This window comes from Klebsiella sp. 141240 (genome assembly GCF_050600805.1).
In the GTDB taxonomy this organism is placed as follows: Bacteria; Pseudomonadota; Gammaproteobacteria; order Enterobacterales; family Enterobacteriaceae; genus Klebsiella; species Klebsiella aerogenes.
Genome location: NZ_JAQIRK010000012.1, coordinates 135,150 through 154,448, shown reverse-complemented (window position 1 = coordinate 154,448; position 19,299 = coordinate 135,150). Strand labels below are relative to the sequence as shown.

The following is a 19,299-nucleotide window of genomic DNA, read 5'->3' as shown; positions in this document are numbered from 1 at the left end:
CAGAAAATTGAGAAGTGGGTGATTAGCTCAGCTGGGAGAGCACCTCCCTTACAAGGAGGGGGTCGGCGGTTCGATCCCGTCATCACCCACCACTTTCTCGCCAGCTGGATTTTCTGTCAAAATGTGAAGTACCGAAGTGGGTGATTAGCTCAGCTGGGAGAGCACCTCCCTTACAAGGAGGGGGTCGGCGGTTCGATCCCGTCATCACCCACCACTTCGGGTCGTTAGCTCAGTTGGTAGAGCAGTTGACTTTTAATCAATTGGTCGCAGGTTCGAATCCTGCACGACCCACCAATGTAAAAAGGCGCCCTAAAGGCGCCTTTTTGCTATGCGCAGAACTTTAAGATTCGAACCTGCAGCAGGTTCGGGTCGAACGCAGTGAGACAACGGCGCCGCTTGCGGCGACGGCCCGTAGGGCGAGGCGAAGCCGAGTCATCCTGCACGACCCACCAATGTAAAAAGGCGCCCTAAAGGCGCCTTTTTACTATGCGCAGAACTCAGCGCTCAGGCAAAAAACTTCAGCGCTGATACAGCGGGTCCTCAATTCTGGCTGATGTCAGGTTTGCGCCCTCTTCTCGCACGATTTCCCACAGCGCCTGCGCCGCGGTCGACAGCGAACGGTTTTTTCGCTGCGCCAGCATCAATTGGCGTTCCACAACCGGGGTTAATCTTTTTATCTGCAAACGGCTGCCCTGCGGCAAGGGTAAAGCCAGCGCCGGCAGTACGCTAATACCAATCCCCGATTCCACCATCGGGAACAGCGTCGCCGGATGACCAATCTCCTGCACGATATCGGCTTTGATAGCGAAACGCGCCAGCGCGGCATCAATCAGCGGCCGACTGCCGGAAGCATAGTCCTGCAATACCAGCCTCTCCCCTTGCAACTCCTGCCAGTTGACCGATGACTGCCGGGAAAAGCGGTGATCCTCACGACATAACAACAGAAAAGGTTCCGCCAATACGGACTCGCACTGCAAGTCTGCCGCCGTCCCCGGATCGATAACGATACCAAAATCAACCTCTCCCTGACGGATACTTTCCAGCACCCACTGCTGCGGCCTGTCATGCAGTACGAAATCAATATCCGGATAGCGGCGATTGCTATGAGCGATGCATTGCGGGATCAGATGCGCCGAGATGGTCTGGCTGGCGGCGACGCGCACGGTCCCCGTCAGCTGCTGCCCTACCCGCCCCGCTTCGCGCAGGGTCACATGGAGTTCATCAAGCAAACGCTCAAGCTTGCCCGCCAGCTGATGGCCTGCTTCGGTGAGCATCACTTCACGCGTCGTTCTGTCTAGCAAACGTACGCCGGTCTGGTGCTCCAGTTCCTTAACGCTATGGCTCACTGCCGACTGGCTAAGACCAATAATTTCCCCGGCACGGCTAAAACTGCGCGCCCTGGCGACGGTGACAAAGACCTTTAACTGACGTAACGAATAATTCATCTGTTTTATTCATGAATAGATGCAATAAATCAATTTTATTTCTCAAAACAAAGAAAGCACAATAGCGGCATCGAATTTCAGGAGCGTTTATGAAACTTTTCCGCATTCTTGATCCATTTACACTGACATTGATCACCGTGGTTCTGCTGGCCTCGTTCTTCCCGGCGCGCGGCGAATTCGTCCCTTTCGTCGAGCATCTCACCACCGCCGCCATCGCGCTGTTATTCTTTATGCACGGCGCCAAGCTGTCGCGTGAAGCCATTATCGCCGGTGGCAGCCACTGGCGTTTACACCTGTGGGTGATGTGCAGCACCTTTATTGTTTTTCCGGTTCTGGGGGTTCTGTTTGCGTGGTGGGCGCCGATTAAGGTCGACCCGATGCTCTATAGCGGTTTTATTTACCTTTGCATATTGCCGGCGACCGTACAGTCAGCAATTGCCTTTACTTCGCTCGCCGGCGGTAACGTCGCCGCGGCGGTCTGTTCCGCTTCAGCATCAAGTCTGCTCGGTATTTTTGTTTCGCCATTGCTGGTAGGGCTGCTAATGCATTTGCATGGCGCTGGCGGCGATCTGGAACAGGTCGGTAAGATTATGCTGCAACTGCTGCTGCCGTTTGTTCTTGGACACTTGTCGCGCCCGTGGATCGGTAGCTGGGTGGCGAAACATAAAAAATGGATTGGCAAAACCGATCAGACCTCGATCTTGCTGGTGGTCTACTCAGCCTTCAGCGAAGCCGTCGTCAATGGAATCTGGCACAAAGTGGGCGTGGGATCGCTGCTGTTTATCGTCGTTGTCAGCCTGGTGCTGTTGGCTATTGTCATCGCGATCAACGTTTTTGTCGCCCGCCGCTGCGGCTTTAGCAAGCCGGATGAAATTACCATCGTCTTCTGCGGCTCGAAAAAGAGCCTGGCGAACGGGATACCGATGGCGAATATCCTGTTCCCGGCATCGATTCTGGGGATAATGGTGCTGCCGCTAATGATCTTCCATCAGATCCAACTGATGGTCTGCGCCGTGCTGGCTCGTCGCTATAAAGCGCAAACAGACGCCCAACAGGCGCAGGAGAAATCCCGCGCTACGGCAGGTTAACGCGGTTGCTTCAGGGGCTGCACCAGTTGCGTCAGCCCCTCGGTCTTGATTAATAAGGTCAACGCCATCAGCTCGCCGAGATGCCCGGCAGGGAATTGATCCTTACGGGCAAACCACAGCAAATACTCTTCCGGGACGTCGATCAAACGGCGCCCCTTATATTTGCCAAATGGCATCTCGGTATTAGCAATCTCGATGAGCTGCGCTTTATCCACGTTATTCTCCCAGCAGGCGCATCATTTCGGCTTCGTCGATAACCTCAATGCCTAACTCCTGCGCCTTCGCAAGCTTAGAGCCCGCCGCTTCGCCGGCAATCACCAGATCGGTTTTCTTCGACACGCTGCCGGCGACTTTCGCCCCCATCGCGACCAGCCGCGCTTTGGCTTCATCGCGCGACAGCTGGCTCAGGCTACCGGTTAATACCACGGTTTTACCAGCAAACGGACTGTCAATTTCTTCCGCCTTCACCACCACCGGCGCCGGCCAGCGGACGCCTTCAGCGCGCAGTTGCGCGATGACCTCGCGGTTGCTCTCTTCGGCGAAGAAGTTAAAAGTATGCGTGGCGACGACAATCCCGACGTCAGGCACCTTCTGCAGTTCCTCAATTGAAGCCTGTTCCAGCGCTTCAATTGTGCCAAAATGCGCCGCCAGTCCCGCGGCGGTCGCCTCACCGACTTCGCGAATACCTAACGCATACAGGAAGCGGGCGAAAGTCGTCTCTTTCGCTTTCTCCAGCGCGTTGACCACGTTTTGCGCCGATTTAGGCCCCATGCGATCCAGCCCGGTTAGTTTGCCCGCGCTGAGACGGAACAGATCGGCTGGCGTATGGACGTACTCTTTCTCAACCAACTGATCGATGATTTTATCGCCCATACCGTCGACATCCAGCGCCCGTCGGGAGACGAAGTGCTTCAGCGCTTCTTTACGCTGTGCGCCGCAGATAAGCCCGCCGGTACAGCGCGCCACCGCTTCCCCTTCCACGCGTTCAACATCGGAATGACATACCGGGCAATGGGTTGGGAAGATGATTTCACGCGTATGTTCCGGGCGTTCAGAAAGCACTACGTTGACGACCTGCGGGATCACGTCCCCCGCGCGGCGAATCACCACTTTGTCGCCAATACGCAGACCTAAACGTTCGATTTCGTCGGCGTTATGCAGGGTGGCGTTACTGACCAGAACCCCGGCCACGTGCACCGGTTCAAGGCGCGCTACCGGCGTAATCGCCCCGGTACGGCCAACCTGGAATTCCACATCGTTGACAAAAGTCATCTGCTCCTGGGCCGGGAATTTAAAGGCTACCGCCCAGCGCGGGGCGCGGGCGACGAAACCAAGCTGCTCCTGCAGCGCCAGCGAATCGACTTTAATTACCACGCCGTCAATATCAAAACCAAGTTTCGGACGATCTTCTTCAACCTGGCGATAGTAAGTGAGCACTTCCTCTGGAGAATGACACAGCTTCACGCGGTCGCTCACCGGTAGCCCCCACTGTTTAAACTGCTGCAGACGCGCAGAGTGGCTGGCCGGCAGTTCGCCGCCTTCCAGCACGCCAACGCCGTAGCAGAAGAAAGTAAGCGGTCGCTTCGCGGTAATACGCGGGTCCAACTGGCGCAACGAGCCCGCAGCGGCATTGCGCGGGTTAGCAAACACTTTACCGCCGGTGCGGCGGGCTTCTTCATTAATTTTTTCAAATCCAGCCTGCGGCAGGAACACTTCTCCGCGCACTTCCAGACGCGCCGGGATATTGTCGCCGCGTAGCTTCAACGGAATAGCGCGAATGGTGCGCACGTTGGAGGTAATATCCTCGCCGGTGGTGCCATCGCCACGGGTCGCCGCCTGCATCAGCACGCCGTTTTCATAGAGGATGCTGACCGCCAGGCCATCGAGCTTGAGCTCGCAGCACCAGGTCAGATCCGCCGTATCGCTTAAACGGTCCTGCACGCGTTTGTTAAAGGCGAGGAAACTCTCTTCATCAAAGACGTTATCCAGCGATAGCATTGGCACTTCATGGCGAATCTGGCTAAAAGAGGCCAATGGCGCCGCGCCAACGCGCTGGGTTGGCGAGTCAGGGGTAATCAGTTCAGGATGTTGCGCTTCGAGTTCGCGCAGTTCGCGCATCAGCCGGTCATATTCCGCATCGGGAATCTCCGGGGTGTCCATAACATGATACAGATATTCATGATGGCGAAGGGTGGTTCGCAGTTCAGTCAGTTTTTGTTCGATTGGTTCCATATCGCACCATCAATGATAAAAAACCCCCGACGGGCGGGGGTTCAGATTAAGCAGACGACACGCTAGCGCGTAGAAATCAGGCGTTAGCCTCTTTTACTTCGCGAATACGATCCTGGTACTCACGCAGTTTCTGCGGCGTCATCATCCGACGCTGGTCGTCAAGCACCACGCCGCCAACTTCATCGGCGATGTACTGCGCCGACTGCAGCATCAGTTTAAAGTTTTGCAGCTCGTCGCCAAACGACGGCACCTGCATAAAGATAGTCACGCCCGGCGTGGTCATATCCACCATCGCATCCGGATTAAAGGTGCCAGGTTTAACCATGTTCGCCAGGCTGAACAATACCTGTCCGCTACCGTCCGGGCTTAAATGACGATGGAAAATATTCATATCGCCAAACTTAAAGCCGGCCTGCTGGATGCTGTTGATCAGCAATTCACCATTAAGCTGCGAACCGTGATGCGCGGCGACGTTCATCACGATGACCGTCTCTTTGCGCTCTTTTGGCTGCGGCGCGGCGGCGGGCTGCTGAGGTTCAGCGGCTGGCGCAACAGGCGCCTGTTGCGGCTGCGGCGCGGCTGGCTGTTGAACCGGCGCAGGTTGTTGAGCAACAGGTTGTTGGACTGGCGCCGGCTGTTGCGCTACAGGCTGCTGCGGCGCAGGCTGCACCGGCTGCTGATATTGCGGCGGTACCGGCTGCGGCTGATGAACCGGCTGCGCTGGATGTACCGGCTGAGCAGGGGCAACATGATGCGGCGGCTGGGCCTGCGGCTGCGGAGCAACAGGCTGCTGCGGGCGCGGCGCGTGCGGCGGCGCCTGATGAACCGGCTCGTCCTGACGCACAGGCTGCTGCACCTGACGCTCGTACGGAGGCTGATACTGGTGTTGCGGCGCCTGACGAGGTGCTTCTTGCTCCCCATATGCGCCATTCGGGGCGTGATTAACCCGGTGAACGCGAACTTCACCTACGCCTTCAACATCGTCATCAAAGTCATCGCCTTCCGATGTTTCATCGTCGCGAGACTTCATACGTTTCAGTGGGCGATCGCGGAACATCGAGGAACGCTCTTTACGGCTGGTCCAGAAACCATGTACCAGTAAAGCGATTATGGCGATCGCGCCAACAATGATTAATATCAGACGCAAATCCTGCATCATTATATTCTCTGTTGTTCTAACACCTTGCCACCACGGCAAACATTTACTCACTAAGAGTATTTGCCGATTACATCAAGTGCAAGTGCGTCTGCCCCTTTCACCCCATAAAGATGAACTAAATCGTGCTTTTTGCTGTTTTTTCGAACATTTCCTAACTGGTTATTGTCTGGCAACCCGATAAAATAAGCGGGCATTCACACTGAATGTTAAAAAAGGAGCATCGCCTGACTATGGTTTCATCATCCGCAACTACCCCACGTAGCGGCGTCTACTATTTTTCACAAGGCTGGAAACTCATCAGGCTGCCAGGGATCCGACGTTTCGTGTTCCTGCCTTTATTAGTTAACGTGATTCTGATGGGCGGCGCGTTCTGGTGGCTGTTTACCCGTCTCGATAGCTGGATCCCTTCATTAATGAGCTATGTGCCTGAATGGCTTCAGTGGTTAAACTACCTGCTGTGGCCGGTGGCGGTTATCTCTATTTTGTTGGTATTTGGTTACTTCTTTTCGACCATCGCCAACTGGATTGCCGCGCCGTTTAGCGGCCTGCTGGCGGAACAGCTCGAAGCGCGGCTGACCGGCGCGACGCCGCCGGACGTTGGCGTATTCGGCATTATGAAAGATGTCCCGCGCATTATGAAACGCGAATGGCAAAAGTTTGCCTGGTACCTGCCGCGCGCCATCGTTCTGTTGCTGCTGTACTTTATCCCCGGCATTGGTCAAACCGTCGCGCCGGTACTGTGGTTCCTGTTTAGCGCCTGGATGCTGGCCATTCAGTACTGCGACTATCCGTTCGATAACCATAAAGTGCCGTTTAAAACCATGCGCGAGGCGCTGCGCTCGCGGAAGGTCATTAACATGCAGTTTGGCGCGCTGACCAGCCTGTTCACCATGATCCCGGTTCTCAACCTGGTGATTTTGCCAGTCGCTATCTGCGGCGCGACGGCGATGTGGGTGGATTGCTACCGCGATAAGCACGCGATGTGGAAATAGCGCGCTTAGCTGTCTCTTTCGGGGCGGTTCACGCCGCCCCTTATTTCCGTCTTATTCCTTCTTGCTCATCATTATTTCCCTTCAGCATATAGATATGCTAAATCCTTACTTCCGGATATTGTTTAAGCGGGTATGCTGAAGCCGTACCCCCAAATTTCATACAGTTAAGGACGGGCCATGAGTAAGATTTTTGAAGACAACTCCCTGACAATCGGTCATACGCCGCTGGTACGACTGAACCGCATCGGTAATGGCCGAATCCTGGCCAAGGTAGAATCTCGTAACCCGAGCTTTAGCGTTAAATGCCGTATCGGCGCCAATATGATTTGGGATGCTGAAAAGCGCGGCGTACTGAAACCGGGTGTGGAACTGGTTGAACCAACCAGCGGCAACACCGGTATTGCCCTTGCCTACGTCGCCGCCGCTCGCGGCTACAAACTGACGCTGACCATGCCGGAAACCATGAGCGTGGAACGCCGCAAGCTGCTGAAAGCGCTGGGCGCTAACCTGGTGCTGACCGAAGGCGCGAAAGGCATGAAAGGCGCCATCCAGAAGGCGGAAGAGATTGTCGCCAGCGACCCGGAAAAGTATCTGCTGCTGCAGCAGTTCAGTAACCCGGCGAACCCGGAAATTCACGAAAAAACCACCGGCCCGGAAATCTGGGAAGACACCGATGGCCAGGTTGACGTCTTTATTTCCGGCGTCGGTACCGGCGGTACTCTGACCGGTGTTTCTCGTTATATTAAAGGCACGAAAGGCAAAAAAGATCTGGTTACCGTCGCCGTTGAGCCGACCGACTCGCCGGTTATCACTCAGGCGCTGGCTGGCGAAGAGCTGAAACCTGGCCCGCACAAAATTCAGGGCATCGGCGCCGGCTTTATCCCGGGCAACCTCGACCTGAAACTGGTCGATAAAGTGGTCGCTATTACCAATGAAGAGGCTATCTCCACCGCCCGTCGCCTGATGGAAGAAGAAGGCATTCTGGCCGGTATCTCTTCCGGCGCGGCTGTCGCCGCGGCGTTAAAGCTGCAGGAAGATGAAGCCTTTACCAATAAGAATATTGTGGTTATCCTACCGTCTTCCGGTGAGCGTTATTTAAGCACGGCGCTGTTCGCAGATCTCTTCACCGAGAAAGAATTGCAACAGTAGTGCCAGTTTGTAAAAACCGTGTAAAAAAGCACCTTTTCGGGTGCTTTTTTGTGGCATACGTCAAAGTTTTACCCCTCCTGGCATTGATTCACCTCGTAGGGTCTGGTATTTAACCAGCACATTTATTTTGAAGCGCGAAATTATTCAGATTTGGATTTCCGCAGGCTGAATCGATTTTATGATTTGGTTCAAGTCTTCCTTTCGCGGCATAATGTTTAATGAAGTGCTAGACGTCAACGGACTTAAGGTCCTCTCAGCGGTTTCGCTGCTGACGCCTTAGCCACACACGTAACGCCGGCGCTAACAATACAGGCTAAAGTTTGGTCGTTAGGCTAGACTTTAGGTCCACAACACTAAACCTATAAGTTGGGGAAATATAATGTTCCAGCAAGAAGTTACCATTACCGCTCCGAACGGTCTGCACACCCGCCCTGCTGCTCAGTTTGTTAAAGAAGCGAAAGGCTTCACTTCTGAGATCACTGTAACCTCCAACGGCAAAAGCGCCAGCGCAAAAAGCCTGTTCAAACTGCAAACTCTGGGCCTGACTCAGGGTACCGTTGTGACCATCTCCGCTGAAGGCGAAGATGAGCAAAAAGCAGTTGAGCATCTGGTTAAACTGATGGCTGAACTCGAGTAAGTTCACGGGTTCTTTTTAATATCAGTCACAAGTAAGGTAGGGTTATGATTTCAGGCATTTTAGCATCCCCGGGTATCGCTTTCGGCAAGGCTCTCCTGCTGAAAGAAGATGAAATTGTCATCGACCGGAAGAAAATTTCTGCCGATAAGGTTGATCAGGAAGTTGAACGTTTCCTGAACGGCCGCACCAAGGCCTCCGCCCAGCTGGAGGTCATCAAAACCAAAGCTGGTGAAACTTTCGGTGAAGAAAAAGAAGCCATCTTCGAAGGGCATATTATGCTGCTGGAAGATGAGGAGCTTGAGCAGGAAATCATAGCCCTGATTAAAGATAAGCACATGACTGCCGATGCGGCAGCCAATGAAGTTATCGAAGGTCAGGCAACTGCACTGGAAGAGCTGGATGATGAATACCTGAAAGAGCGTGCCGCTGACGTACGCGACATCGGTAAACGTCTGCTGCGCAACATTCTGGGCCTGGCAATCATCGATCTGAGCGCTATCGCGGATGAAGTCATCCTCGTTGCCGCCGATCTGACCCCGTCGGAAACCGCACAGCTGAACCTGAATAAGGTGCTGGGTTTCATCACCGACGCGGGCGGCCGTACTTCCCACACCTCTATCATGGCGCGCTCCCTTGAACTGCCGGCAATCGTCGGTACCGGAAGCGTCACCTCCCAGGTGAAAAACGGCGACTATCTGATTCTTGATGCGGTTAACAACCAGGTTCTGGTTAACCCAAGCAACGAAAAAATCGAAGAGCTGCGTGCGCTGCAGGCGCAGGTTGCTGAAGAAAAAGCAGAACTGGCGAAACTGAAAGATCTGCCGGCCATCACTCTCGACGGTCATCAGGTTGAAGTTTGCGCTAACATCGGTACCGTTCGCGACGTAGACGGCGCTGAGCGCAACGGCGCGGAAGGCGTAGGCCTGTACCGTACTGAATTCCTGTTCATGGACCGCGATTCTCTGCCGACTGAAGAAGAACAGTTCGCAGCCTATAAAGCGGTGGCTGAAGCGTGCGGCTCACAGGCCGTTATCGTTCGCACCATGGACATCGGCGGCGATAAAGAGCTGCCGTACATGAACTTCCCGAAAGAAGAGAACCCGTTCCTCGGTTGGCGCGCCGTGCGTATCGCGATGGATCGTAAAGAGATCCTCCGCGACCAGGTTCGCGCTATCCTGCGTGCCTCCGCTTTCGGTAAACTGCGCATCATGTTCCCGATGATCATCTCTGTTGAAGAAGTGCGCGCACTGAAGAAAGAGATTGAGATCTACAAACAGGAACTGCGTGACGAAGGTAAAGCTTTTGACGAATCGATTGAGATCGGCGTGATGGTGGAAACCCCGGCGGCCGCGACCATTGCTCGTCATTTAGCCAAAGAAGTTGATTTCTTTAGTATCGGAACCAATGATTTAACGCAATATACTCTGGCAGTTGACCGTGGTAATGATATGATCTCGCATCTTTACCAGCCGATGTCACCGTCTGTGCTGACTCTGATCAAGCAAGTTATTGATGCTTCTCATGCAGAAGGCAAATGGACTGGTATGTGTGGTGAGCTTGCGGGCGATGAACGTGCTACACTTCTGTTGCTGGGTATGGGGCTGGACGAATTCTCTATGAGCGCCATTTCCATCCCGCGCATCAAGAAGATTATTCGTAACACGAACTTCGAAGATGCGAAAGTATTAGCAGAGCAGGCTCTTGCTCAACCGACGACGGACGAGTTAATGACGCTGGTTAACAAGTTCATTGAAGAAAAAACAATCTGCTAATCCACGAGATGCGCGGCCCAAATTACTGCTTAGGAGAAGATCATGGGTTTGTTCGATAAACTGAAATCTCTGGTTTCTGATGACAAAAAAGACACCGGAACTATTGAGATTGTTGCTCCGCTCTCTGGCGAGATCGTCAACATCGAAGACGTGCCGGATGTGGTTTTTGCGGAGAAAATTGTGGGTGATGGCATTGCCATCAAACCTACTGGCAACAAAATGGTTGCGCCGGTAGAGGGTACCATCGGTAAAATTTTTGAAACCAACCATGCTTTCTCTATTGAATCCGATAGCGGCATTGAGCTGTTTGTTCACTTCGGTATCGATACCGTTGAACTGAAAGGCGAAGGCTTCAAGCGCATCGCTGAAGAAGGTCAGCGCGTGAAAGTCGGCGACCCGGTTATCGAATTCGATCTGCCGCTGCTGGAAGAAAAAGCCAAGTCTACCCTGACTCCGGTTGTTATCTCCAACATGGACGAGATCAAAGAGCTGATCAAACTGTCCGGTAGCGTCACCGTTGGTGAAACTCCGGTTATCCGCATCAAGAAGTAATTCTTGCTTGCCGAGAAAATGGCGCCTGAAGGCGCCATTTTTTTATGCCGGCCGGTAGCACTTTTCACTCGCCAGGATCTTCATCCCCTGCGGGCTACTTTCCAGAATACGCCGTTCGCTATCCGCGACCCATAGCTCGCACTGGTAGCCAGGATCGCTTTCAAACAACGACCTCGCCCTACAGGCATCTTCCAGCGCGTTCATTCCCGTCGTCTCATAATGGCCGACGGTTCTTCCCTCCCTGCGTACCACTAACCGATAGCTATGCATCGTTATTGCGCTCCAGACGGCGGTAAAATGAGTTCATCGCAGCCCTGACTCTCGGTCCAGGTCATTACCGCCAGCACGCGCTGAGCGGCGGCGCGCGTAGCGTCGCCCAACGGCATGTCGCGTACCAGGTTGCTGATGAGTTCGGCGCAGAACAGATCGCCGGTGCCTTTAAGGTCAGTTTCGACGCGAGGATGGACGACCACTTCGACCGCGTCGTCGGTGACAACCAGCACGTTAATAGTCGAAGCATCCAGTCCAGGTGCGCTGGTAATCACCACCCACTTTAGCGTATCGGAAAGCAGACTTCGCGCGGCGACCACCGCTTCCTGCTGGTTGTGGCACGGCATGCCGCTGAGGGTTTCGAGCTCGAACAGATTTGGCGTGATACCCCGCGCCAGCGGCAACAGGTGGCGGCGATAAGCCTCGGGGATCTCCGCTTTTACGTAGATGCCGCTATCCACATCGCCAATCACCGGGTCAACCAGAATACAGAGGTCGGGATGGTGCACGCGGATCCGCTGCAGCCACTGCGCCAGCAGCGCAATTTGCCCGGCGCTGCCCATATACCCGGTGGTTACCGCCCGCAGTTCGCGAAGCGCATCACGCTCCTCCAGCGCCCGCAGATAGCCGCTAAACCACTCTTCCGGGATCACTCCACCGTAGAAAGTATCGTAATGTGGGGTATTGCTGAATAACACCGTCGGCACCGCCATCACCCGTAATTCATGCTGCTTGATTGCCGGTACCGCGATACTGTTGCCAACGCTGCCGTATACCACCTGCGATTGCACCGCCACAATATCAACCTCCAGCGCCCGGCTGTGGTCGTTAAAGAGCACGGACTGTATTTCGTCTTGCTGACTCATCCTTTCTCCCCCCGCTGGACAGCGGGTCATACTCTGATTATCATTCGTCCTATGCTAAAATTCATTTTGTCATAGGTCAATAATGTTCACCGGAAAAACCGCAAGCGAGATTTTCGATAACATCCGTCATCTGGTGCAGAGCGGCGCGTTGCAACCCGGCGAGGCGCTGCCGCCGGTGCGCGAACTGGCAGGCGAACTGGCAGTCAACCGCAATACGGTGGCGGCGGCCTACAAGCGGCTGGTGACTTCAGGGCTCGCCGTCAGTCAGGGGCGCAACGGCACGGCCATTAAGGCGCGCAATACGCTTAATGCGGTCGAGGGCGGCGATCCAACGACATCGCTGATTGATATTTCCGGCGGCAATCCGGATCCACGATGTCTGCCGGATATTGGCCGTTTTCTTCCGCAGCTGGCGCAGACCCCGCACTTATATGGCGATGCCGCCGTTGAGCCACGGCTGGCTGTCTGGGCCCGGGAGTGGGTCAGTCGCGATATCGGCCAGGAATTTGACATCAACTTGACCAGCGGCGCGATTGACGCCCTGGAACGCCTGCTCTGCGCGCTGCTGCTACCCGGCGACAGCGTCGCGGTAGAAGACCCCTGCTTTCTGAGCAGCATCAATATGCTGCGTTACGCCGGTTTCCAGCCCAGCCCTGTCGCCGTCGACGGTGAAGGCATGAACCCGGAGCGGCTTGAAGAAGCCCTGCGCAACGGCGCACGCGCGGTAATACTGACTCCACGCGCCCACAACCCGACCGGCTGCAGTTTGACGCCGGAGCGCGCAGAAGCGATTCGCACCGTGCTCGCCCGCTATCCGCAGACGCTGGCGATTGTTGACGATCACTTCGCCCTGCTTTCAGCGACACGCTGGCACAATCCGCTACCCGAAGGCATTCAGCGTTGGGCGCTGGTGCGCTCAATGTCTAAAACCCTGGGCCCGGATTTGCGGCTGGCGATAGTCGCCAGCGACCCGACAACCTCGGCGGCGCTGCGCCTGCGCCTGAACGCCGGTAGCCAGTGGGTCAGCCATTTACTGCAAGAGCTGGCGTTCGCCTGCCTGAATGATAGCGCTTTTGCCGCTTCTCTGACTGCGAGCCAGCGCCATTATCAGCAGCAAAATCAGCGGCTCACCGTCGCGTTGGCCCACCACGGCGTTGGCGATTATCCGCCTGGCGATGGTCTTAATTTCTGGCTGCCGCTATCAACCGCCAGCCAGCCGCTGGCGTTGCGTCTGGCGCGGGCCGGTTGGCTGGTGCGTGAAGGTGAAGCCTTTGGCGTGAAAACACCGTCGCACGGTCTGCGCCTGTCGCTGGGCGCCTTAACCGAGGCGCAAATTGAACAACTTGCACACGATTTATCGCTGGTCTTACCTTGTTAAACACGGGAGTTGTTATGCGGATCCACTTTATCGTCCATGAAGTTTTTGAAGCGCCCGGCGCCTATCTGCGCTGGGTTAACGCGCGCGGCTATCAGGCCAGCTGGTCGCGGGTTTATGCAGGGGATCCGCTGCCGGCGAGTGCCGAGGGTTTTGATATGCTGGTGGTACTTGGCGGCCCGCAATCACCACGCACCACGCTTGCCGAGTGCCCATGGTTTGATGCCCATGCCGAGAAAAACCTGATTGCCCAGGCGATTGCCGCCGGGCGTATCGTGGTCGGGATTTGTCTCGGATCGCAGCTCATCGGCGAAGCGCTGGGGGCGCCGGTGATGCAAAGCCCGGAAAAAGAGATTGGCCACTATCCTATCATCCTGACCACCGCCGGACTGCAGGATGACAACATCGCCCATTTCGGCTCATCGGTGGTAGTCGGTCACTGGCACAACGATATGCCGGGCCTGACGCCTGCGGCGGAAGTCCTGGCTTCCAGCGAAGGGTGCCCGCGGCAAATCGTCAAATATAGCGATCGGGTCTACGGTTTTCAGTGCCATATGGAGTTTGACGCGGAGGTCATCGAGTTATTAATTACCCACTCGCAACATGAACTTGCCGCCGCAAAAGGCAGGCGCTTTATTCGCAGCGAAGATGAAATGAGGCAATGGGATTATCGCGAGATGAATCAAAAACTATGGGCGTTTCTGGATAAGCTGGTAGCGAAATACGCACTTTAGTTAACCGGCCCCCATGCCTGGCATCGGGGCCGTGATAGCGCGTTTAGATACCCGCCCCCTGGCTGAAGTGTTCTTCGCCGAACACGCCGGTTGAGAGATAGCGATCGCCGCGATCGCAGATGATCGCCACCACCACCGCGCCCGGATTGGCGCAAGCAATACGCAACGCCCCGGCAACCGCGCCGCCGGAACTGACGCCACAGAAGATCCCTTCCTGTACGGCCAGCTGGCGCATCGTGTTTTCCGCATCCTGCTGGTGGATATCCAGTACCTCATCGACCAACGAGGCATTAAAAATGCCCGGCATATATTCCTGCGGCCAACGACGGATCCCCGGAATGCTGCTGCCCTCTTCCGGCTGCAGCCCAATGATGCTTACCGGCTTCGCCTGTTCGCGCAGAAAACGCGATACGCCGGTAATCGTACCGGTGGTGCCCATGCTGGAAACAAAGTGGGTAATACGCCCGTCCGTCTGGCGCCAGATCTCCGGGCCGGTGGTGGTGTAATGAGCGTAAGGGTTATCGGGATTGTTAAACTGATCCAATAGTTTACCCTCGCCACGCTCGGCCATCGCGGCGGCCAGATCGCGAGCACCCTCCATCCCCTGCTCTTTGGTGACCAGAATCAATTCAGCGCCGTAGGCGCGCATCGCGGCACGGCGCTCCTGGCTCATGTTGTCCGGCATCAGCAGTTTCATCTGATAGCCTTTTAACGCCGCAATCATCGCCAGCGCGATACCGGTATTACCGCTGGTCGCCTCGATCAATACATCGCCGGGTTTAATTTCACCGCGCTTTTCCGCTTCGACAATCATCGATAGCGCAGCGCGATCTTTTACCGAGCCCGCCGGGTTGTTGCCCTCAAGCTTAAGCCAAATTTCGCTGCCGTTGTCCGGCCCCAGACGTTGTAATTTCACCAGCGGCGTGTTGCCGATTGTTTGTTCTAATGTGTTCACTTCAGCTGTCCAATAAAAAGCCCGGCCGCGTCATGCGCTCCGGGCTGTCAGCCGGGGCAGCGCAACGCCGCCCGGCAAAAGCACGTGGATTTAAGCTATCAGGCCGACTCTGCCAGAGCAAGTTCGCCGCGCGGTTCGATGCGCTCGGTTCCGTTATACAGGCGCGCATTCTGCAAGCCGACAAACAGGCGTTCGCCGCGGGACGGGGCCTCATCGCCCGCCAGCACCACGCTCAGCGGTTCGTCATACCACCCAAGAGGCTGGACGACTAATTGGGTGTAGTGCCCCTTCGGACTGGCTTCCAGCACCTGCACCGGCAACGGCGAATCCAGGCTGGTACGGCGGCTGATATCTACTTCCCACGGTCGCAGGAACAGATCGACCGGCCCCTGGTATGCCGGGGTATAGCCTAAAGGCCAGCGGTGGGCGCCGACGTGGAACTGGCCGCCGCGAATGGTGCCCTGCAGGCGGTTAACTTCGCCCATAAACTCGAGCACAAAACGGGTCGAAGGTTCACGCCAGACGCGTTCAGGCGCATCGGCCTGTTCGATGTTGCCCTGGCTCATTACCACTACCCGATCGGCGACTTCCATCGCCTCTTCCTGGTCGTGGGTAACAAACACGCTGGTGAATTTTAATTCTTCATGCAGCTGGCGCAGCCAGCGGCGCAGTTCTTTACGCACCTGCGCATCCAGCGCGCCAAAGGGTTCATCCAGCAGCAGAATTTGCGGCTCGACCGCCAGCGCGCGCGCTAACGCCACGCGCTGCTTCTGGCCGCCGGAAAGCTGCGCCGGATAACGGTCGGCAAGATGGGCCAGTTGCACCATCTCCAACAGTTTGGTCACCTTGGCTTTAATCGCCGCCGCATTGGGACGCTCACGGCGCGGCAGCACGGTCAGGCCAAAGGCGATGTTATCGAATACCGTCATATGTCGAAACAGCGCATAGTGCTGGAAAACAAAGCCCACTTTACGATCGCGGGCGTGCATTCGGCTCACGTCGGTACCGTGAAAACGGATATGGCCGCTGGATTGATGCTCCAGCCCGGCGATAATCCGCAATAAGGTGGTTTTACCGGAGCCGGACGGCCCCAACAGCGCAACCATTTGCCCGGAAGGGATATCCAGCGAGATATCATTCAGCACCTGGGTGCGACCAAACGATTTCTTAATATTGGCAATCTCAATGCTCATGATTTCCCTCCTGTTGCGCGCGTTTTTCCTGATTGGCCAGACGCCATTGCAACATACTCTTTAAAAACAGGGTCAAAATAGCCATTAACGTCAGCAGGGCCGCGGCGGTAAACGAACCGACGGTGTTGTAGTCCTGCTGCAGTAGTTCAATTTGCAGCGGCAGCGACAACGTTTCGCCGCGGATCGAGCCGGAAACGACCGACACCGCGCCGAATTCGCCAATCGCGCGGGCGTTGGTTAACACCACGCCGTACAGCAGCGCCCAGCGAATATTGGGTAGCGTCACCCGACGGAACATCTGCCAACCGGAAGCGCCGAGCAGGATCGCCGCTTCATCTTCGTTGCTCCCCTGGCTCATCATCACCGGCACCAGCTCGCGGACCACAAACGGACAGGTGACGAAGATAGTCGCCAGCACCATGCCCGGCCAGGCGAACATGATCTGCAGGTTGTGCTCATCAAGCCAGCCGCCGAGTGGGCCGTTGGAGCCGTAAAACAGCAAATAAACCAGACCTGCCACCACCGGCGAGACGGCGAACGGGATATCCAGCATCGTCAGCAGCAGCTGGCGGCCAGGGAAGGTAAAGCGCGTCACCAGCCAGGCCAGCAGCGTACCGAACACCAGATTCACCGGCACGGTAATCAACGCGATCATCACCGTCAGCCAGATGGCGTGCAGCATGTCCGGGTTGGCCAGATTTTCCAGCACCGGCATTAACCCTTTACTGAAAGCCTGGACAAAAATATAAATCATCGGCACCACGAGGATGAAGGCGGATACCAGCATCCCGACGCCGATCAGAAACCATTTGCCCCAGTTGATCCGGGGCGCGTCATAGCGCTTCAATTGAGTAACTTCCGCCATTAGTGACCTACCACGCGTCGACCAAAGCGACTCTGCAGAGTGTTGATGGAGAACAGCAGCAGCAGCGACGCCGCGAGGATCACCGAGGCAATCGCGCTCGCCGCCGGGTAATCAAACTCCTGCAAACGAATGAAAATCATCAGCGAAGTCACTTCCGTTTTCCACGCGATGTTGCCGGCGATAAAAATCACCGCGCCGAACTCGCCAAGGCTGCGGGTAAACGACAGCGCAATCCCCGCCAGCAGAGCCGGCGACAGCTCCGGCAGCACCACTTTGCGGAAACTCTGTAAGCGCGTCGCGCCGAGGGTTTCCGCCGCCTCTTCATATTCCGGCCCTAACTCTTCCAGCACCGGCTGCACGGTACGCACCACAAACGGAATACTGGTAAAGGCCATCGCCACCGCGATGCCAAGCCAGGTATAGGTCACTTTGATATCAAACTTCGCCAGCCATTCGCCGTACAAGCCATTTACCGAGAACAGCGAGGCCAGCGTCAGGCCGGCCACCGCCGTTGGCAGCGCGAACGGCAGATCCATCAGGGCATCCAGCAAGGTACGGCCCGGGAAACGATAGCGGGTAAGGATCCACGCCATCAGCAGGCCAAACACGCCGTTAAAAATTGACGCCACAAAAGCAGACAGTAGCGTGACTTTATAGGCAGCGACCACCTGCGGGTTGGTAATCACCTCCCAATACTGCGCCCAGCTCATCTGCGCCAGCTGCATTACCAGTGCGCTGAGCGGCAACAGTAAAATCAGGCACACAAACAGCAGGCTGGTGCCAAGGCTCAGGGTAAAGCCCGGCAGCACGCGCTTGGACGACACAGCCAACATTACTGACGCCCCGCTGCCAGCAGTTTGTCCAGCTCACCGCCGCTGACGAAGTGGGTTTTCATCACTTCAGGCCAGCTGCCGAACTGGTCTTCCACGCGGAACAGTTCGGTCTGCGGGAATTTATCTTTCAGCGACGCCATCACTTTCGGGTCGTTCACGCGATAGTAGTAATCGGTGATGATGGTCTGCGCCTGCGGACTATAGAGATAGTTCAGGTAGGCTTTCGCCGCTTTTTCAGTACCGTTGGCCTTAACGTTTTTGTCTACCCACGCTACCGGGAATTCGGCGAGGATATTGACCTTCGGCACAACGACTTCAAACCCCTGCGCTTCATACTGTTTACGGATGTTGTTAACTTCCGATTCAAAAGTAATCAGCACATCGCCTAGCCCGCGCTCGACGAAGGTGGTGGTCGCGCCGCGACCGCCGGTATCGAATACCTCGACGTTCTTCAGGAACTGGGTCATGAACTGTTCGGTTTTGGCTTTATCGCCGCCATCGGCTTTGTCCGCCGCCCCCCAGGCCGCAAGATAGGTATAACGCGCGTTACCGGAAGTTTTAGGATTCGGGAAAATCAGCTTCACGTCGGAACGCACCAGATCGTTCCAGTCATGAATATTTTTGGGATTGCCCTTACGCACCAGGAAAGCCATGGTCGAATAGAACGGCGAGCTGTTATTCGGCAGACGGCTCTGCCAGTCTGCCGGGATCAGGTTGCCTTTATCATGCAGAATCTGGACGTCCGTCACCTGGTTATAGGTCACGACGTCAGCCTTCAGGCCTTGCAGAATCGCCAACGCCTGCTTGGAGGAACCCGCATGGGACTGCTTGATGGTCAGCTTATCGCCGCCGTTTTCTTTTGCCCACTGCTGCTCAAAAGGCGGATTAAGGGCGGCGAACAGCTCGCGGGAAACATCATAGGAACTGTTCAGCAGTTCAGTCGCCTGCGCCTGCGCCACCAGCAGCATGGAAGCCGCCAGCGCCAGATATCCTTTTTTCAGTGATTTAACGGCCATTGCGCACCCTTATCAAAAATGATCATTTACTGATGATCATCATATTTATAACGAGTACGAAAGGAGTAACGGTTTTATATACCGTTTGGCGATTTGGAAGTAGAAAAGAGAATAAGCAACTGGCAAAGCTTTGCTGAAAGCGGCTCGCAGATTCGACGTGTCATTG

At 55.7% G+C, this 19,299-nt stretch carries 19 protein-coding genes, 3 tRNA genes and 1 other RNA gene; 12 read left to right on the top strand and 11 right to left on the bottom strand.

Features of this window, described 5'->3' with window-relative positions; all coding sequences use genetic code 11:
• Window positions 1–16: 16 nt before the first annotated feature.
• The 4 genes from PGQ95_RS19745 to PGQ95_RS19730 all read left to right on the top strand — a co-directional run bounded on the left by PGQ95_RS19745 (window position 17) and on the right by PGQ95_RS19730 (window position 452).
• Window positions 17–92 (top strand) — tRNA-Val (locus PGQ95_RS19745).
• Window positions 93–138: 46 nt separating this feature from the next.
• Window positions 139–214 (top strand) — tRNA-Val (locus PGQ95_RS19740).
• 4 nt (window positions 215–218) lie between these two features.
• A tRNA-Lys gene (locus PGQ95_RS19735) sits at window positions 219–294 on the top strand.
• A 22-nt stretch (window positions 295–316) separates the two neighbouring features.
• Window positions 317–452: non-coding RNA, RtT sRNA (locus PGQ95_RS19730), on the top strand.
• Window positions 453–518: 66 nt separating this feature from the next.
• On the opposite strand, the gene PGQ95_RS19725 is transcribed toward PGQ95_RS19730, so the two are convergent.
• A complete protein-coding gene (locus tag PGQ95_RS19725; RefSeq protein WP_430919091.1) occupies window positions 519–1,445 on the bottom strand; it encodes a LysR family transcriptional regulator in 927 nt (308 codons plus the stop codon).
• Between the two features lie 89 nt (window positions 1,446–1,534).
• On the opposite strand from PGQ95_RS19725, the gene PGQ95_RS19720 reads away from it, so the two are divergent.
• Window positions 1,535–2,533: a bile acid:sodium symporter family protein gene (locus PGQ95_RS19720; RefSeq protein WP_013878163.1), complete on the top strand. Its 999-nt coding sequence runs from the start codon at window positions 1,535–1,537 to the stop codon at window positions 2,531–2,533.
• On the opposite strand, the gene PGQ95_RS19715 is transcribed toward PGQ95_RS19720, so the two are convergent.
• From PGQ95_RS19715 to zipA, 3 genes are all read right to left on the bottom strand, one after another.
• Entirely contained in the window at window positions 2,530–2,748 is a 219-nt protein-coding gene (locus PGQ95_RS19715; RefSeq protein ID WP_013878164.1) for a DUF3820 family protein, read from the bottom strand. The two genes, PGQ95_RS19720 and PGQ95_RS19715, sit on opposite strands and share 4 nt — an antisense overlap.
• 1 nt (window position 2,749) lies before the next feature.
• Complete coding sequence (ligA, locus tag PGQ95_RS19710; protein ID WP_087858441.1) at window positions 2,750–4,765, bottom strand: NAD-dependent DNA ligase LigA; 2,016 nt, start codon at window positions 4,763–4,765, stop codon at window positions 2,750–2,752.
• A 76-nt stretch (window positions 4,766–4,841) separates the two neighbouring features.
• Window positions 4,842–5,924, bottom strand: coding sequence for a cell division protein ZipA (gene zipA / locus PGQ95_RS19705; RefSeq protein ID WP_213317530.1), 1,083 nt, complete (start codon window positions 5,922–5,924; stop codon window positions 4,842–4,844).
• Window positions 5,925–6,154: 230 nt separating this feature from the next.
• Here zipA and cysZ point away from each other — a divergent pair, with 230 nt between their 5' ends.
• The 5 genes from cysZ to crr all read left to right on the top strand — a co-directional run bounded on the left by cysZ (window position 6,155) and on the right by crr (window position 11,026).
• Window positions 6,155–6,916: a sulfate transporter CysZ gene (gene cysZ / locus PGQ95_RS19700; protein WP_213794802.1), complete on the top strand. Its 762-nt coding sequence runs from the start codon at window positions 6,155–6,157 to the stop codon at window positions 6,914–6,916.
• Window positions 6,917–7,093: 177 nt separating this feature from the next.
• Window positions 7,094–8,065, top strand: coding sequence for a cysteine synthase A (gene cysK / locus PGQ95_RS19695; protein WP_430919088.1), 972 nt, complete (start codon window positions 7,094–7,096; stop codon window positions 8,063–8,065).
• Between the two features lie 379 nt (window positions 8,066–8,444).
• A complete protein-coding gene (ptsH, locus tag PGQ95_RS19690) occupies window positions 8,445–8,702 on the top strand; it encodes a phosphocarrier protein Hpr (protein WP_000487600.1) in 258 nt (85 codons plus the stop codon).
• A 44-nt stretch (window positions 8,703–8,746) separates the two neighbouring features.
• On the top strand, window positions 8,747–10,474 hold the full coding sequence (ptsI, locus tag PGQ95_RS19685) for a phosphoenolpyruvate-protein phosphotransferase PtsI (RefSeq protein ID WP_015365498.1): 1,728 nt from the start codon (window positions 8,747–8,749) through the stop codon (window positions 10,472–10,474).
• 42 nt (window positions 10,475–10,516) lie between these two features.
• Entirely contained in the window at window positions 10,517–11,026 is a 510-nt protein-coding gene (crr, locus tag PGQ95_RS19680; RefSeq protein WP_015365497.1) for a PTS glucose transporter subunit IIA, read from the top strand.
• Between the two features lie 42 nt (window positions 11,027–11,068).
• Here crr and PGQ95_RS19675 read toward each other — a convergent pair whose 3' ends face one another.
• Together PGQ95_RS19675 and pdxK are read right to left on the bottom strand one after the other, a co-directional pair.
• Window positions 11,069–11,296, bottom strand: coding sequence for a cytoplasmic protein (locus PGQ95_RS19675; RefSeq protein WP_087858440.1), 228 nt, complete (start codon window positions 11,294–11,296; stop codon window positions 11,069–11,071).
• Window positions 11,297–11,298: 2 nt separating this feature from the next.
• Complete coding sequence (gene pdxK, locus PGQ95_RS19670; RefSeq protein WP_087858439.1) at window positions 11,299–12,162, bottom strand: pyridoxine/pyridoxal/pyridoxamine kinase; 864 nt, start codon at window positions 12,160–12,162, stop codon at window positions 11,299–11,301.
• Between the two features lie 82 nt (window positions 12,163–12,244).
• Between pdxK and ptsJ the strand changes: the two genes are divergently transcribed.
• Both ptsJ and PGQ95_RS19660 read left to right on the top strand, forming a co-directional pair.
• Entirely contained in the window at window positions 12,245–13,540 is a 1,296-nt protein-coding gene (gene ptsJ, locus PGQ95_RS19665) for a transcriptional regulator PtsJ (protein ID WP_430919086.1), read from the top strand.
• 14 nt (window positions 13,541–13,554) lie between these two features.
• Window positions 13,555–14,271, top strand: a complete 717-nt coding sequence (locus PGQ95_RS19660; RefSeq protein ID WP_430919084.1) for a type 1 glutamine amidotransferase — start codon at window positions 13,555–13,557, stop codon at window positions 14,269–14,271.
• Between the two features lie 43 nt (window positions 14,272–14,314).
• Here the strand turns inward: PGQ95_RS19660 and cysM are convergent, their stop codons facing one another.
• From cysM to PGQ95_RS19635, 5 genes are all read right to left on the bottom strand, one after another.
• Entirely contained in the window at window positions 14,315–15,226 is a 912-nt protein-coding gene (gene cysM, locus PGQ95_RS19655) for a cysteine synthase CysM (RefSeq protein ID WP_430919082.1), read from the bottom strand.
• Window positions 15,227–15,324: 98 nt separating this feature from the next.
• Window positions 15,325–16,419 carry a sulfate/thiosulfate ABC transporter ATP-binding protein CysA gene (cysA, locus tag PGQ95_RS19650; protein WP_015365491.1) on the bottom strand — a complete coding sequence of 365 codons (1,095 nt, stop codon included), beginning with the start codon at window positions 16,417–16,419 and terminating at the stop codon, window positions 15,325–15,327.
• Window positions 16,409–17,284, bottom strand: a complete 876-nt coding sequence (cysW, locus tag PGQ95_RS19645; protein ID WP_015365490.1) for a sulfate/thiosulfate ABC transporter permease CysW — start codon at window positions 17,282–17,284, stop codon at window positions 16,409–16,411. Before cysW ends, cysA begins: the two co-directional genes overlap by 11 nt.
• The gene (cysT, locus tag PGQ95_RS19640; RefSeq protein ID WP_015365489.1) at window positions 17,284–18,117 is read right to left on the bottom strand and encodes a sulfate/thiosulfate ABC transporter permease CysT; all 834 of its coding nucleotides are present in this window, start codon (window positions 18,115–18,117) and stop codon (window positions 17,284–17,286) included. The genes cysW and cysT overlap by 1 nt, the downstream gene beginning before the upstream one ends.
• Window positions 18,117–19,133 (bottom strand): sulfate ABC transporter substrate-binding protein, encoded by a 1,017-nt coding sequence (locus tag PGQ95_RS19635; protein ID WP_015365488.1) that lies wholly within the window; start codon window positions 19,131–19,133, stop codon window positions 18,117–18,119. The genes cysT and PGQ95_RS19635 overlap by 1 nt, the downstream gene beginning before the upstream one ends.
• Window positions 19,134–19,299 lie beyond the last annotated feature (166 nt).